13 protein-coding genes are annotated in these 15199 nt (G+C 66.6%); 3 read left to right on the top strand and 10 right to left on the bottom strand.

Going from position 1 to position 15199, the window contains the following annotated elements; all coding sequences use genetic code 11:
• Positions 1 to 32: 32 nt before the first annotated feature.
• Genes PUN51_RS09550 through PUN51_RS09560 form a run of 3 tightly spaced genes read right to left on the bottom strand, consistent with a single transcriptional unit; the run spans position 33 to position 2344 of the window.
• Positions 33 to 194 (bottom strand): hypothetical protein, encoded by a 162-nt coding sequence (locus PUN51_RS09550; RefSeq protein ID WP_275180721.1) that lies wholly within the window; start codon positions 192 to 194, stop codon positions 33 to 35.
• A gap of 35 nt (positions 195 to 229) precedes the next feature.
• Positions 230 to 1759 carry an HNH endonuclease signature motif containing protein gene (locus PUN51_RS09555; RefSeq protein ID WP_275180722.1) on the bottom strand — a complete coding sequence of 510 codons (1530 nt, stop codon included), beginning with the start codon at positions 1757 to 1759 and terminating at the stop codon, positions 230 to 232.
• Positions 1760 to 1810: 51 nt separating this feature from the next.
• Positions 1811 to 2344 (bottom strand): hypothetical protein, encoded by a 534-nt coding sequence (locus PUN51_RS09560; RefSeq protein WP_275180723.1) that lies wholly within the window; start codon positions 2342 to 2344, stop codon positions 1811 to 1813.
• Between PUN51_RS09560 and PUN51_RS09565 the strand changes: the two genes are divergently transcribed.
• On the top strand, positions 2339 to 2488 hold the full coding sequence (locus PUN51_RS09565) for a hypothetical protein (RefSeq protein ID WP_275180724.1): 150 nt from the start codon (positions 2339 to 2341) through the stop codon (positions 2486 to 2488). The genes PUN51_RS09560 and PUN51_RS09565 overlap by 6 nt on opposite strands.
• Before the next feature lie 248 nt (positions 2489 to 2736).
• Here PUN51_RS09565 and PUN51_RS09570 read toward each other — a convergent pair whose 3' ends face one another.
• The 7 genes from PUN51_RS09570 to purU all read right to left on the bottom strand — a co-directional run bounded on the left by PUN51_RS09570 (position 2737) and on the right by purU (position 13918).
• Positions 2737 to 5244, bottom strand: a complete 2508-nt coding sequence (locus tag PUN51_RS09570) for a GcvT family protein (RefSeq protein ID WP_275180725.1) — start codon at positions 5242 to 5244, stop codon at positions 2737 to 2739.
• 255 nt (positions 5245 to 5499) lie between these two features.
• The gene (locus tag PUN51_RS09575; protein WP_275180726.1) at positions 5500 to 6912 is read right to left on the bottom strand and encodes an MFS transporter; all 1413 of its coding nucleotides are present in this window, start codon (positions 6910 to 6912) and stop codon (positions 5500 to 5502) included.
• A gap of 529 nt (positions 6913 to 7441) precedes the next feature.
• Positions 7442 to 8782, bottom strand: coding sequence for a molybdopterin molybdotransferase MoeA (locus PUN51_RS09580; protein WP_275180727.1), 1341 nt, complete (start codon positions 8780 to 8782; stop codon positions 7442 to 7444).
• A 156-nt stretch (positions 8783 to 8938) separates the two neighbouring features.
• Complete coding sequence (locus PUN51_RS09585) at positions 8939 to 9844, bottom strand: bifunctional 5,10-methylenetetrahydrofolate dehydrogenase/5,10-methenyltetrahydrofolate cyclohydrolase (RefSeq protein ID WP_275180728.1); 906 nt, start codon at positions 9842 to 9844, stop codon at positions 8939 to 8941.
• The gene (locus PUN51_RS09590) at positions 9841 to 10467 is read right to left on the bottom strand and encodes a cyclodeaminase/cyclohydrolase family protein (RefSeq protein ID WP_275180729.1); all 627 of its coding nucleotides are present in this window, start codon (positions 10465 to 10467) and stop codon (positions 9841 to 9843) included. Before PUN51_RS09590 ends, PUN51_RS09585 begins: the two co-directional genes overlap by 4 nt.
• Before the next feature lie 4 nt (positions 10468 to 10471).
• A complete protein-coding gene (locus PUN51_RS09595; RefSeq protein WP_275180730.1) occupies positions 10472 to 12964 on the bottom strand; it encodes a GcvT family protein in 2493 nt (830 codons plus the stop codon).
• A 48-nt stretch (positions 12965 to 13012) separates the two neighbouring features.
• Complete coding sequence (gene purU / locus PUN51_RS09600) at positions 13013 to 13918, bottom strand: formyltetrahydrofolate deformylase (RefSeq protein ID WP_159629860.1); 906 nt, start codon at positions 13916 to 13918, stop codon at positions 13013 to 13015.
• Positions 13919 to 14038: 120 nt separating this feature from the next.
• Here purU and PUN51_RS09605 point away from each other — a divergent pair, with 120 nt between their 5' ends.
• The gene (locus PUN51_RS09605; protein ID WP_275180731.1) at positions 14039 to 14719 is read left to right on the top strand and encodes a GntR family transcriptional regulator; all 681 of its coding nucleotides are present in this window, start codon (positions 14039 to 14041) and stop codon (positions 14717 to 14719) included.
• A 128-nt stretch (positions 14720 to 14847) separates the two neighbouring features.
• Positions 14848 to 15129 carry a hypothetical protein gene (locus PUN51_RS09610; RefSeq protein ID WP_224023253.1) on the top strand — a complete coding sequence of 94 codons (282 nt, stop codon included), beginning with the start codon at positions 14848 to 14850 and terminating at the stop codon, positions 15127 to 15129.
• Positions 15130 to 15199: the final 70 nt, after the last annotated feature.

The following is a 15199-nucleotide window of genomic DNA, read 5'->3' on the forward strand; positions in this document are numbered from 1 at the left end:
GGTGTCGCCGTCGCTGTTGGCCCAACCAGGTTTTACACCGGGTGGTTCCCGTCCGGACCGGCTTCCGGGTCCAGGTCCTTGCCATAGCCGCTGGCTGAGGCAAGCCCGGCTATCTGCTGCCCGGCATTCGTCAGGCCTGGCGCGAACTGGTCATCCTGGACGTCCTGCGGTGGCTCTTCAGACCCGGGCGCCACATCCTTCCGCGCAGGGCCGCATTAACCTCGCCGTCTCAGGCGGATGGCGGGTGCAGGACCCGGTCCAGCCAATCTTCTGCTGGGGATAGCGGGAAGTGAACGAGATCCGGAACAGCGCCAAGTGGACTGCCTTCCTCTGGCGCCCGGCCGCGGTTTTGGAGATTCGGCCAGCGTGGTGGTTCCCAGTCTTGGTGTTCGCCTTGGTAGTGGCGGCCGGTGGGTGAGGTCCAGCCGGGTGGTTCGTTCTTCGTGGCCGGGGTGGGTTTCCAGGCGGCGGTGTGGCGGAGTTTGTGGTGTTTCGGGCACGGCTGTCCCAGGTTGCTGATTCCGGTGGTGCCGCCGTTGGCCCAGGCGAGGATGTGGTCGGCGTCGTTGTCGAGGGAGTTGTTGCTGCAGCCCGGGAACGGGCATTTGCCGTCCCGCATCCGCAGCCACGCCCGCATCGCGCCGGTGACCCGGTAGCTTGTCCGGCCGATTTCCAACGGAGCCCCGTCCCGAGGATCCACCAGCACCCGGTAGAACGCGCCCGCACCCTCAGCGACGAGTGCCCTGGCCATTGACGGCGGGATGGGACCATACCCGTCCAGCACCGCCGGTTCATCGGTCAGGCCCATCAGCGAGAACACCGGGACCGTGACCAGCACCTGCGCCCGGATACCCGACGACGGCTGGTCGGTTCCGGCACCGGCACCCGCGCTCTCGGTGAAGATACTGCTGGAACTGCCTCTACCGCGGATGCCGCGGTCGTTCGTGGTGCCATTGGTGAGGATCGCGTCGGTGAAGGTGTCGACCCGGAGTTGGGGCATGCTGCGGGGCTCGTCCGGTCCCTGCATGCCCCGGGCGGCCGCGGTGAGCCGGTTCCACCCGGCCAGGGCCTGGTCCGCCGGCAGGTAGGCGGAGAGCCAGGCCATCCCGTCCTGGTCCGGCCGGAACTCCACCCGCCGGTCAGCCACCCCTTTGGCGTGGCGTTGTTCGATGGACCCGGCCTGGTGGCGTTCCCGCCAAGTCCGGGCCTTGGCCTTGAACCGGTGCGCCGGCAACCCACCCACCGGGCACCCCCGCGCCCGGTCCGGGGCGTCCGGGTCCAGGAAATGCGCTTCCAACGCCGCAGCCCCCGCACCATCCAGGCACGCTGTCTCGTCCGCCATCACCACCGCGTGGCTCCAGGAGATCGCCCCGGCCTGCAACGCCTCCAACGTCCGCGGCAACGTCGCCGTCACCGCGTGCGAGGTGACCAGGAACGACGACGCCGCCCGCGGACCCAGGGCCAGCACACACCCGATCTCCGCCGCGACCGCCATCTCCTGCGCCCGCACCGGAACATCCGGCCCCGCAACAGCAGCGGCGCTCTCCACATACCCAACTGCCGCCTTGGCCTTCACCGCAGCAATCCCGGCCTCAACCTCACGGGTCCCGGCCAGAATCTCCAGGCAACCATCCGCCAAACCAGCCAAAGGGTCAGCCACAGAAAAAGGCACCGCACCGGCCCCATCCACCTCAGCATTCAGCACCGCAAGGGCAGCACGGATCTCCCCGAACGCCCTCACCACCGCTGCCTTCCCCATAAACCCATCATGACAAAGGGGTACGACATTCAGAGGGGCCGGGTGCGGTCGCTAAACAGTGGCTCCGTCATTGAGCCGCGCCGGCCGTGAACGGGGGCGGCCCCGGGCCGAATACGCGATCATGAGTCCTGCCGTCGCCGCCCCGCCCGCGTATGTCCACGGTGAGGCCCAGGACCCTTCGGGGGTGGGAAGGGCAAAAGCGATGACGACGGCGGCCACGGCCAAAAGGACCTCAATGGCCGCCTGCAGCGGCCTGGCCCGGTACCCAGGGTAGGCCAGCCGGACCAGGGGGATGACCGGGAGAAGGAACAATCCGAGGCTGACGACCGGGTAGATGGCGTTGAAAGTGAAGATCAGCAGGCCCAGCACCAGCAGGCCAAAGAATTTCAGCACGTCGAGGGCCCGGAGCGGATTGGCCGGCGTCCACCGGCTCAGCAGCAGTCCCCATGCAGGGAGCCCGAGCAGCCAGCCGCCTGCCCAGACGCTGGCGTTCAGCAGTGCCAGGGGCACCAGCAGGGCCCCGGGCAGCAGGAAGGCCGCCGCCTGCCGGAGGTACGCCCCTCCCGGGGCGGGCCGAAGATGCACGCCCCGATCAGCAGGTACGCCGCCACATACCAGGGCAGCAGCTGGATCACCGGCCCGCGGGCCGGCCCGAATATCAGGAGCGTCAGTGAGGTCACCATGACGCACACGGCGGCGAACGCCCAGGCGCGGCGGGCAGGCCGCTGATTCACGGCAGGGACGCGCGGATGTCGTGCGGCCACTTCCTGTCGTGGGCTGCCATTGCCTTCCCGCATATCCCGTTCGTTTGCTGGTTGCCGAACACCATAAAACCCCAATTTTTGGTTGTCGAGGTGATTCTACGGCCTTGACCCACGGCGGAGGGCACCATCCAGAGGGCACGAAAAAGGTGGTTGGGCCTGCCGGTCTCAAGCAGGCCCAACCACCAGATTTCGTCGGCTCAACCGCCGGGAAGGTCAGCCGCGGAGGCGCTCCATGCCCGGGTCAAAGAGCGGCTCTGCGCTGACGGTGGCGGCTACGCGCCGGCCGAAGTACTCGATCTCCACGGAGTCGCCTTCAGTCACCGACGTGGGCAGCCAGGCATAGGCGATGGGCTTGCGGACGGTGAAGCCGTACGCCGCACTGGTGACGTAACCAACGGCTTCCCCGGCCACGTACACCGGTTCCTTGCCCAGCACCACCGACGTGCCGTCGTCGACCGTCAGGCACCGCAGCGTCTTGGCTGCCGGCTGTTCCCTGCGGACCGCCAGCGCCTCGGCACCCACAAAACCGGTCTTGTCCTTGGCCACGGAGAAGCCCAGCCCGGCCTGGTACGGGTGGTGCTCGGTGGTCATGTCCGTGCCCCACAGCCGGTAGCCCTTCTCCAGGCGCATGCTGTTGAAGGCGCCGCGTCCGGCGGCGATGATGCCGTGCTCCCGGCCGGCCTCGAACAGCAGGTCCCACAGCTTCAGCCCGTACTCTGCGGTGGTGTAGAGCTCCCACCCGAGCTCGCCGACGTAGGAGAGCCGCATCGCGGTGACGGGGATGCCGCCCACCGAAATCTCCTTGGTCCGGAAGTACTTCAGGCCGTCGTTGGTGAGGTCGTCCGTGCTGACCTTGCCCATCACCTCGCGTGCCAGCGGGCCCCACAAGCCGATGCAGCAGGTGCTGCCGGTGATGTCGGTGACGTGCGCCCACTGGGAGGGATCGGCCGCTGACTGCCGGCGGGCCTCGACCCGGAGGTAGTCGAAGTCGACGTTGCTGTTCACGCCCAGCTGGAACTCTTCCTCAGCGAGCCTGGCCACGGTCACGTCGCTGCGGATGCCGCCGTCGTCCGCCAGCAGCAGGCAGTACGTCACCGCACCTGGCTTCTTGGCGATGTTGCCCGTGCTGAGCCGGTGCAGCAGTGCCTGGGCGCCGGGGCCGGTGACGGAGAGGCGCTTCAGCGGCGTCATGTCGAAAAGTCCGACGGCGGTACGCGTCTTCCACGCTTCGGCGGCGGAGATGGGGGAGTGGAACATCGCCGACCACGTGTCCCGCTCCGGGGCCTGCCACTCGGCCGGAAGCTCCTGAAGGAGCCCGCGGTTGGCTTCAAACCAGTGCGGGCGCTCCCAGGCGGCGGACTCCAGGAAGAAAGCCCCGAGTTCCTTCTGGCGGACGTTGAACGGGCTGACGCGCAGGTCCCGCGGCGATTCGCGGGGCTGCAGCGGGTGCATGACATCGTAGATCTCCACGAAGTTCTGCTGTGAGGTCTCGCTGACGTACGCGTCGGAGGTCTGGACCTTCTCGAAACGGGTCAGCTCGCAGCCGTGCAGGTCGGTCTGCGGCTGGCCGTCGATGATCAGCTCTGCCATGGCCTTGGCAACGCCGGCCGAGTGCGTGACCCAGACGGCCTCGGCCACGAAGAAGCCCGCAAGGTCCGGCGCTTCGCCCATGAGCGGGCCGCCGTCCGGGGTGAAGGAGAAGATGCCGTTGAAACCGTCCTGGATTTCGGTGCTGCGCAGCGCCGGCAGCAGGTCCTGGCTGTCCTCCCACGCGGGCACGAAGTCTTCGAGGGTGAAGTCCAGGCGGGAGGGCATCCGGTGGTCGGACATGTCCTCGGCTGAGACCTTCGGCAGTGCGGACATGTCCACCGGCATCGGGCGGTGGGCGTAGCTGCCGATGCCGATGCGGTCGCCCCATTCGCGGTAGTACAGGTCCTTGTCCTGGTAGCGCAGGATGGGCTTGCTGGCGCCGTTGGGGAGCTCGTTGACGTTCTCGAGTTCGGCAAGGGGCGTGGTGATGGCGTACTGGTGGGCCAGCGGCAGCAGCGGCACTTCCAGGCCCACCATCCGGCCGAGTTCACGGCCCCAGAACCCTGCGCAGGACACCACGATGTCGGCAGGGATGACACCGGAGGAGGTTTCGACGCCGGTGACCTTGCCGCCCTCCTGGGCGATGCCGGTGACGGTGGTGGAGCCGCGGTAGGTGACGCCGCGTTCGCGCGTGCGCTCGATCAGCAGCTGCACCGCACGGGCCGCCAGCGCGAGTCCGTCGGTGGGGATGAGCAGGCCGCCCAGGACCTCGCGGCCGCCGGTGAGCTTGCCGGTGTTCAGCAGCGGGTAGATCTTTTCGCATTCGTCGGCGTCGACGATCCTGCTTTCGACACCCCAGGAGGTCATGACGCCCATCTTGCGCTTGAGGTCGGCCAGGCGCTCGGGAGTGGTTGCCAGCTCCAGGCCGCCTACCTGGTTGAAGCAGGACTCGCCGTCCTTGCCCAGGGCCAGGAGCTTGTTCACGGTGTACGTGGCGAATTCCGTCATGGTCCTGGACGGATTGTTTTGGAACACGAGGCCGGGGGCGTGCGACGTGGAGCCGCCTGCGAGCTCCAGCGGGCCCTGTTCGACGACGGTGATGCCGTTCCAGCCGCGGCTTGCCAGCTCGTCGGCGAGGTTGGTACCGACGATGCCGGCTCCGATGATGACGACGCGGGGTGATGCGCTCATGATGTTGGGTTCTCCTGGTTGCTGCTGGAATCCGCCTGACCGGGTGATGGGATTTGCTTCGCTATGAGCAACGCGCATCACTATATGCAACAGAGTGTCTCAGCTCACATGGGATGTCAAGGGTTTCCTGCTTTGTTGCGGGGATGGGCGGCGCTGTGTCCGCAAGCGGCAAAGAGGCCCCCGCCGCTGGTGCGGCGAAGGCCTCTTTGGTGCAGCTCCGGTTATCCGGCGGCGCGGGGCCGTCCGGTCCCGGGGTCAGTGGGAAACGTCTGCTGAGATCTCGGCAAGGGTGCGCCCCTTCGTCTCAGGCGCGAGCCATTGCGAAAGGATTGCGCCGAGCAATGCGACGACGGCGGCCACCACCATGCTTGGGCCCAAGCCGATGTTACTGATTGCCCACGGCAGGGCGAAGGTGCCGAGTGCGGCTCCGATGCGGCTGAAAGCCGCGGCGAAGCCCATGCCGATGCCGCGCAAGGGGGCGGGGAATACCTCGGCCGGATAGACCTGCGTCAATGTGGTGTAGCCGGCATTGAAGAAGGAGAACGCGAGGAACAGGGCGAGCACGAGGATCGCTGGTGCGTCCGCCCAGATGCCGATGACCAGCAGGATGCCTGCGCAGAGCCACTGTCCGGGCACGGTGAGGATTCGGCGGCCCAGCTTGTCAATCAGAAGCACGGTGGTGACAACACCCGCGGCCGCAAGTGCGGACAGGCCGACACCACCGGCCCAGCCGCCGCCGAAGCCGAATTGGCTGAGCACGTCGTCGGCGAAGGTCGCGATCGCAAAGTACGGAGTGACCGCGCAGAACCAGAAGCCCGCGGTGAACAGGGTGGTCCGCCAGTGCTCCCTCGAGAACAACATTCCGAAGGAGGCGTTCTTGATCTTGGTCCTGCCCTTCGCGGCCTGGGCCTCCTGGAGCATCCTCAGATCGATCTCCTCGGTGATGCTGTTGTGCATCTGTGGCGATTCGACGTATTTGTGGGCGATCGCGAGTGCTTCCTCGCGCCGTCCCTTCGTGATGAGCCAGCTCGGCGATTCGGGGAGGCCTATGCGGGCGATGAACAGAATGAAGGCCAGTATCGTGCTCGTGCCGATGACGAGGCGCCAGGGGGTGCCGGCGTCGTGCAGGAGAGTGCCAATGATGAATGCCATCATGAACCCGACGTACCAGGCGATCAGGGTCAGCCCGAGCAACCGCCCGCGGAGCTTTGGAGGGGAGAACTCTGACAGCAGTGGGCCGCCGATTGAGTACTCGCCGCCAATCGCGACGCCCATCAGGAATCGGATGAGCGCCAGCTGGATTACGGCGCCGTCTCCGGAGGTTACGAAGAACTGGGCGGCTGAGGCGACCAGGAACAGCCCCATGTCCACGAGGAACATGGGCTTGCGTCCGAACTTGTCAGTAGCCCAGCCGGCCAGCGGGGAGCCGATAAAGATACCTGCCAGGGGGCCTGCAGCGATCATGCCCAGCGACAGTGCGTCGAGCTGGAGATCTGACCGCATGGGTCCGGTGACGGGGCCGATGATTCCGAGGATGTAGCCGTCGAGGAACATCCCGCCGATGAAGACCGCGACAAGCCGCACCATGAAGCGGCGTTTGAACCTGGAGCTGGTCTCTTTTGATGAGGAGGTGTCGACGGTTGCCGTCGTCTTGGTCGGATTGATCATTAAGATTCGTTCCCTTCCGGCTTCAGCGCAAACCGCTGAAGGTGCCAGAGCGCTGTTTCCTGGACCCACGGACAGGCTTCGGCGTCGTTCCCCGGTTCCGGCGCCCTGCGCTGCTTTGATCGATGGTGCTGCCATCCCTGATAGTCATACACAGTTTCCTTTGGTGATCTGGCGCTGCCGCATGATGCTGGCAGCCGTTGTGCGGCCGATGCACGGGCCAGGGCCCCTTTCGGATCGGCCATCATGAATTCGTTCGTCTGTTCCCCAAAGTCATCACGGGTGGAGCCGGGGGACGGGAGGAGCGTATCCGGGCGAGCTTCGTTCCGTGATGATCAACAACCTTCGCTGTATGCAACAAAATCGTGCGCTAGCTCACATTCAATGTCAAGAGTGTGACCCCCTAAAGGCGAAGTGTGTAGGGGCTCCTGCTGGGTACTCCGGGGCACACCAAAGGCCCTGACCGCTGGGACAGGGAGACCTCTGCCATATCGAGTGCCTGGTGAGGGGGTAAGCAGGGCAAACCTCTGCGTCAGGGTGGGTTGGCGGCCTCCGCCCGGGGGGTCCTTGGGGTTTCCGGTGCTGCCCACGGAAGCGGGAGCACGGGAACGGGTCCCCCCGAGTCAACGCCCTGGGGAGGAACGGCCATGACCGCGTCGGCCCAGGCAAGCCCGCGCATCATGCCGGGCCCGGTGTGCTGGACGGGGAACGCAAGGCCGGACAGGAACCGGCAGGGGACCAGGCGTGTCCTTCCCGGATCGCCCTCGAGGTCGCAGCCGGACATCATGAGCTGCAACGGAGGCGGCTGCGCGCCCCCAAGCGAGGCGATCAGGGGTGCGCCGACAGTGAGCAGGGCCATCACGGCCGCCAGGGGATTGCCCGGAAGACCGATCACGAACCGGCCGTCCGGAAGCCCGGCGAGCACGGCCGGATGGCCGGGACGCATCGCGATGCCGTCCACCAGCAGCTGTCCGCCCAGGGCATCGATGGCGGCACGGAAATGGTCCGTCCCGGACTTGCCGGTGCCACCGGTGGTGATGATGACATCTGCGCCGCCGGCGGGAAGGACGGGGCTGTCCAGGGCATCCAGCCAGCTGCCAAAGGAATCACCGATTTTTTGCGGGCTGTCCGCAACACCGCCGAGGAGGGAAACGACGTTTCCCAGTTGCGGACCAAAGGTGTCACGGACCTGCCCGGGAGCCGGGACACCCTGCGTCACCACTTCAGCCCCGGTGAGTACGACGGCGACAGCGGGCCGGGCGCGGACCTGCACGGTGTCGTGCCCTGCCGCCGCAGCCAGGGCCACCTGCGCGGGATTGAGGACAGTGCCGGCAGGTAGGAGTACCTCCCCTGACCGGGCTTCCTGCCCGGCGGGACGGATGTGTTGGCCGCTGCGCGCCTCGCCGGCCTTCGCCTCCGGGCGGAGTCTTAGGACCTGGTTGCCGTTGGTGTCCCGTGCGGCCAGGCCGCTTTCCTTCCGCAGGACGGCATCGGCACCGTGCGGTACCACGCCGCCGGTGGCAATCACGGCGGCACTGTTTGCGGGTAAAAATCTGTTGCCTTCACGGGGCAGGGATCCTTGCTGGCCGGATCCGGCCAGCAGCCAGGGGCCCGGTCCGCTCACGGCCCAGCCGTCCATTGCGGACGAGGCATAGTGCGGCAGGTCCTGGAGTGCGGGGACGTCCCGGCTCAAGGTCCGCCCAATGGCGTTAGCGAGCGGGACGGCCACGGGCGGGAGCGGACTGGCCGAGCCGAAGGCGACATGGCGCGCTTCGGACCACGGTATGCAGCCCCGTTCCGGGACGGGGCCCGGCGCGGGACCCGGCACGGCTGTACTCCTGGAAACGGTGGCTGTGGGTCCATTGGCAGGCATGCGGGCCTCCTCCTTGCTGTTTCACCGGCAAATGCCGGCTGCGGGGCCCCGTTTTCCGAAAACGGTGCTTCGATGAGGAATACCTCCCCAGGTCTTAGGCCCACCGAAGCACCTTTTACGAAAAACGGGACACCCGTTGCTGACGCTGTGTCCTTCCTAGCCCGCCGCTTCCAGGACCTGGGCCTCCACGGCTTCGGACTCCAGCGACGTGGAGGACGATTGCCGGCGCGCGGCCTCCACGGTGTGCAGGAGCAGCAGTGCCGTGGTCACGGAGCCGACGCCGCCAGGAACGGGGGTGAGCCCCGCTGCGGTCCCGGTGACGCTGGCTTGGTCCACATCACCCACCAGCGAGCCGTCGGCAAGGACGTTCGTGCCGACGTCGACCACGACCGTCCGGGAGGAGACGTGGCTGCCAGTCAGCAGCCCGGCGCGGCCGGCCGCGACCACCACGACATCGGCATCCTTGGTGTAGCGCTCCAGCGGACCCGACCTGGAATGGCAGACCGTCACGGCGGCATCGCGTGCCAGCAGGAGGAGGGACAGCGGCTTGCCCACAACGGCGGACCGGCCCACCACCACTACATCCTTGCCCGCCACGGGAACCTGGTAGTGGTCAAGGATTTCGACGACGGAGCGCGCGGTTGCGGGAGCAAAGGCCGGCTGGCCGACGGCCAGTCGTCCCAGGCTCAGCGGATTGGCGCCGTCAATGTCTTTTTCCGGGCTGATGAGGCCCACCAGGTTGTCGGTCCGGACACCCTCCGGCAGCGGGGTTTGCAGGATGATGCCGTTCACGGACGGTTCGGCGCTCAGGTCCCGCAGGACCCTGGCCAGCGCCGGTTCCGTTGCATCATGGCCAAGGTCGATGATCCGGCAGCCGATTCCGGCGCGCTCCGCTGCCCGCTCGATGGAACGGACGTACCAGCGCGTCGACTCATCGGCGGTCGCCATGACCACCGCAACAACCGGTCGGACGCCGTCCCGTTCAAGCGACCGGACCTGGTCCTGGACCTCCTGCTGGAACAAACCGGCCAAAGGCTTTCCGGATAGTACTGCGGTGCTCAACCCAGGATCCTTTCGCGAACGCGGGCCGAGAGGGCATCTGCCGCCAGGACCACTTTCTCTTCAATGCCGTCCGTCTGTTGGGCAAGCAGCGCGCGTGCCTCCGGATCCTTGACCGCCACGACGTTGATGTCGATGTTGACGCGCGCCGTGGTGGCAGCTGCGCGGGCGGCGTCAGCGGCCGCCGCAACGTCGCTGATGACGTTGGCGTTGGCGATGTCGAACAGTTCGGTAGCGAGGTCCACGATGGCCCCCGACAGCTTGATGAGCCGGGCGGGGGTCTGTGCTGCCTGGATGAGCGCGGACTGGATCCCGGCCGCCCGGGCGGCCTTGAGGTCATCAGTGCCGGACGGGAGCTTGTAGGAGTCGATGACTGCCTGGAAGGCTTGTTCATCCGCTTCAGCCAGGTGCAGTGCCTCGGTGACAAGGTCGTCGGCGGCCTGGGTGATGCGCCCTACCAGTGGTGCATGCTCTTCGTATTTGGCGCCGGTGGTGTAACGCGCCACCATGGCCACCAAGGCGGCGCCCTGGGCCGCGTGCAGGGCCGCGGCGGCGCCCCCGCCCGGCGTCGGCTGCTTTGCGGCCAACCGGGCGAGGTAGCTGCTGACTGTTTCTGAACTGATCATGGTGCTAGCCGCGGATCCGGGTCATGGTGGGGTCGTACAGCGGGTCCTGGGTGACCGTAGCGACGATCCGGCGTCCGAAGTACTCGATTTCCACGGAGTCGCCGATCGAGACTTCCGCGGGCAGGTAGGAGTAGGCAATGGGCTTGCGGACGGTGTAGCCGTAGGCGGCGCTGGTGACGTAGCCCACCGCCTGGTCCTTGTAGAACACAGGCTCCTTGCCCAACACCAGGCTGCGGCCGTCGTCGACCGTCAGGCAGCGCAGGCGCCGCGCGGAGTTTTCTTCGGTGCGTCCCTCCAAGGCTGCCTTTCCGACGAAGTTGTCCTTTGCCATCTTCACGGCGAAGCCCAGGCCGGCCTCGAAGGGGTCGTGCTCGGTGGTCATGTCGGTGCCCCAGGAGCGGTAGCCCTTTTCCAGGCGGAGGGAGCTGAAGGCGGCGCGGCCCGCGGCGATGATGCCGAACGGCTGGCCGGCCTTCCACAGCGCGTCCCAGAGGCGCTGGCCGTTGTCGGCGCTGGTGTACAGCTCCCAACCCAGCTCGCCGACGTAGGACAGGCGCATGGCCGTGACGGGCACGCCACCGATGACCACCTGCTTGGACCGGAAGTACTTCAGGCCGTCGTTGGTGAAGTCGTCGCTGCTGACCGCGCCGACAACCTCGCGGGCCAGCGGGCCCCAGAGGCCGATGCAGCAGGTGCCGCCGGTGGTGTCGCGGACCTGGACCCAGTCTTCGGCGCTGCCGCTTTCGGTCTGGTGCCGGGCTGCCCGATCAAAGTAGGCGGTGTCGATGTTGCCGTTGGCGCCGAGCTGGAAGGTCTGCTCGTCCAGGCGGGCCACGGTGATGTCGCTTCGGACGCCGCCCTGCTCGTCCAGCAGGAGCGTGTAGGTGACGGCTCCGGGCTTCTTGTTCATTTCCGCGGTAGTCAGTTCCTGCAGCAGCTTCAGGGCGCCGGGTCCGGAGATCTCAAGGCGCTTGAGCGGGGTCATGTCGTACATGGCGACGGCGGTGCGCGTCTTCCATGCCTCGGCCGCGGCAATCGGCGAGCTGAACATGCCGGACCAGGAGTCGCGGGCCGGCGGCTGCCAGTCTGCGGGCATCTCCTTGAGGAGCTCGGCGTTGGCCTCGAACCAGTAGGGGCGTTCCCAGCCGGCACCTTCCAGGAAGTAGCCGCCCAGCTGTTTGTGACGGGCGTGGAAGGGGCTGACGCGCAGGTTGCGCGGGGAGAGCTTGGGCTGCAGCGGGTGCAGGACGTCGTAGATCTCCACGAAGTTCTGCTGCGAGGTTTCGCTGACGTACTCGGGGGTCAGCTGGACGTCCTCGAAGCGGTGGATGTCGCAGTCGCCCAGGTCAATGGAGGACTTGCCGTCCACCAGGAGCTCGGCCACGGCGCGGGCGATACCCGCCGAGTGGGTGACCCAGACGGCTTCGGCGACGAAGAAGCCGTCCAGTTCCTTGGACTCGCCCACCAGCGAGCCGCCGTCCGGAGTGAAGGAGAAGATGCCGTTGAAGCCGTCCTCGATCTCGCTTTCGCGCAGGGCCGGCAGGATCTGCTTGGTGGCCTCCCAGGCGGGGAGGAAGTCCTCGAGGGTGAAGTCCAGCCGGGACGGCATGTTGTGCTCGCTGATCTCATTCGGCTTGAAGCTGCCGAGTTCGTCCAGGTCCACGGGCATGGGCTTGTGGGCGTAGGAGCCGATGCCGTAGCGGTCGCCGTGTTCGCGGTAGTAGAGGTCCTGGTCCTGGTGCCGGAGGATGGGCAACCGGGCGCCGTTGGGCAGTTCGTTCTTGCCCTGCTGTGCCGGAACCGGGGTGGTCTTGACGTACTGGTGGGCCAGGGGCAGCAGCGGCACGGACATGCCGATCAGCTCGCCAACCTTTGCACCCCAGAAGCCGGCGCAGGAGACGACGATGTCTGCCGGGATCACGCCGTCGGGGGTCTGGACGCCGGTGACCCGGCGGCCGGACTGCTCGATGCCGGTCACCTCGGTGTTGCCGATGTACTTCACGCCGGCGGCCTCGGTGCGCTTGATCAGGAGCTGTACGGCGCGGGCGGCCAATGCAAGGCCGTCGCTGGGAACGTGGAGGCCGCCAAGGATGTCCTCGTCGTTGATGAGCGGGTAGAGCTCCTTGCATTCGGCCGGGGACAGGATGGAGCCTTCGATGCCCCACGCCTGCGCGTAGCCGAGCTTGCGCTTCAGGTCGGCGAGGCGGGTTTCGGTGGTGGCAACTTCAAGGCCGCCCACCTGGTTGAAGCAGCTGGTCCCGTCCTCGGTCAGGGACAGCAGCTTCTCCACGGTGTACTTGGCGAACAGGGCCATGGACTTGGAGGGGTTGGTCTGGAAGACCAGTCCCGGGGCGTGCGAGGTGGAGCCGCCGGGCATGTTGAGGGGGCCCTGGTCCAGGACAGTGATGTTGTTCCAGCCCCGGGTGACGAGTTCATCCGCGAGGTTGGTGCCGACGATGCCGGCTCCGATAATGACAATGCGTGGTGACGATTCCAAGGGGGTCTCTCCTGCTGCTTTACGGGTCATGTCTGCGGACGGGGGTGCTTACCGGAACACCACGGTGCTGGTCTGGTCCAGCAGCACGCGGTGCTGGCAGTGCCAGCGGACGGCGCGGGAGAGGGCCAGTGCCTCGGCGTCCTGGCCCACGGTGGACAGCTGGGCCGGGCCGTAGGTGTGGTCCACCCGGATGACTTCCTGCTCGATGATCGGACCCTCGTCCAGGTCGGCGGTGACGTAGTGGGCGGTGGCGCCCACCAGCTTGACGCCGCGGTCGTAGGCCTGGTGGTAGGGGCGTGCGCCCTTGAAGCCAGGGAGGAAGGAGTGGTGGATGTTGATGGCACGGCCCTCCAGTGCCCGGCAGAGATCGTCGGAGAGAACCTGCATGTAACGGGCCAGGACCACGAGGTCGGCCTCGTACTCATCCACCAGTTCCAGCAGCCGGCGCTCTGCGTCCGCCTTGGTGTCAGGGGTGACGGGGACGTAGATGAAGGGGAGCCCTGCGGCTTCCGCCATGGCACGGTGGGTCTCGTGGTTGGAAACGACCGCAACCAGTTCGCCGCCAAGGCTGCCGCCCCGCCAGCGGAAGATGAGGTCGTTGAGGCAGTGGCCGAACTTGGACACCATGACCAGGACGCGCTTGGCGGTCTGGTCGTGGAAGCTGAACTTCATGTCGAACCGGCTGGCGATGCCCGCGAACTCTTCCTCGAGCATGGCGGGCGTGTAGTTGGGGGAGCCGGAGAACGCGGTGCGCAGGTGGAGTGTCTCGCGCAGGCTGTCGTCGAACTGCTGGTGCTCGTCGATATTGAAGCCGCGCTCGAACAGGAACGTGGTGACGGCCTGCACAATTCCTGCCTGCTCCTTGCAGGACAGGGTCAGTACGAACTTCTGCGGCTGCTCTTCCTTGAGTGCCGGCAGGGTGGTGGTTGCTGGGGCTGTTTCGATGAGGGTCATACCCTGCTCCTTCTAGATATATTCAAAAGCAACGGACTGATATATTAGATTGGGTGCCAGCGTATACTGGTCCACAGGCGAGGTCAATAGTTTTTTCTGGTTGGGAAGAAGGGGCTCAGCATGGCATTCGAAGCTTTAGCGGTGGCGGACGCCATGGGGAAGAAGTCCCTGGCTGACGTCGCCTACGAGAGCATCCGCGACTGGCTGCTGACCCTTGAAATCAAACCCGGCGAGCTGCTGAACGACGAGCTCCTGGCCAAGAATCTCGGTGTGGGCCGGACTCCGGTACGCGAAGCCCTGAAGCGGCTGGAGCTGGACCGGCTGGTGAAGACCTACCCGCGCCGTGGCACTTTCGCTACCCGGGTGGACGTGACCGACCTTTCCTTTATTTCGGAGATCCGCGCCCAGCTGGAGCCCCTCGCGGCCGCGCGTGCCGCACGGGTGGCTTCCGCCGCGGTCCGGGACGAGCTGCGTGCCACCCTTGAAAGGGTTGAGGCGTTCGATGTGTCCTCGGCGAGCGTGACCGAGACGCTGCAGCTGGATGCCCAGGTGCACCAGGGCATCTACGCCGCCGCCGCCAACCCGCACCTGGAAGACATCCTGATCCGCTACGACAACCTGGCAACGCGCATCTGGTGCATGGTCATTGACCGCCTGCCGGACCTGTCCCACCATGTTCGTGAACACCTCGATCTGCTCCGCGCCGTCATCGACGGCGATGAGGAGCGGGCTGCGGAGCTTGCCCGCGTCCACGTGAGCGGATTCGAAAGCGCGGTCCGGGAGGCGCTTTTCAAGGCCTAGCGCCTTTCGCCCCGGGCGCCTGTTGACACGGAGTGTGACCTGGGCCATACACTGGATCCAGATTGATATATCAATCAAATATCAGTGATGGATTCAAGCGGCGACGGCGCCGGCGATCGGAGTGACCAGTGAATTCCCAGGCAACCCTTGAAGCCCCGCGTGATGCCACCGACCCTGACCTCGAACAGGATGGCCAGGGCGGCGGCACGTCGAAAACGGCTCTCGGCCTCCGGGCCGACTGGGCGCGCCTGCCCGGCCGCAGCGTCGAGGTGTGGCTGCGGGGGGAGCACGTGGCCAGCGGGGTGGTGGACCAGGCTGCCGAGGACGGCTCGGTGCTCTGGATCGCCGCCGAGGGCATCAGCACCCGGCGCATTTTTGACAAGTCCTCCGGCTACCAAATCTGGGTTTAGCCCTCCCTGGCGCCCAGGGAGCTGCCGCTTCCAATGCAGGCAATAACCATGGAGCCCCGGCGCGTCCCGC

The organism is Arthrobacter sp. NQ4 (assembly GCF_029077345.1).
Classification (GTDB): Bacteria; Actinomycetota; Actinomycetes; order Actinomycetales; family Micrococcaceae; genus Arthrobacter.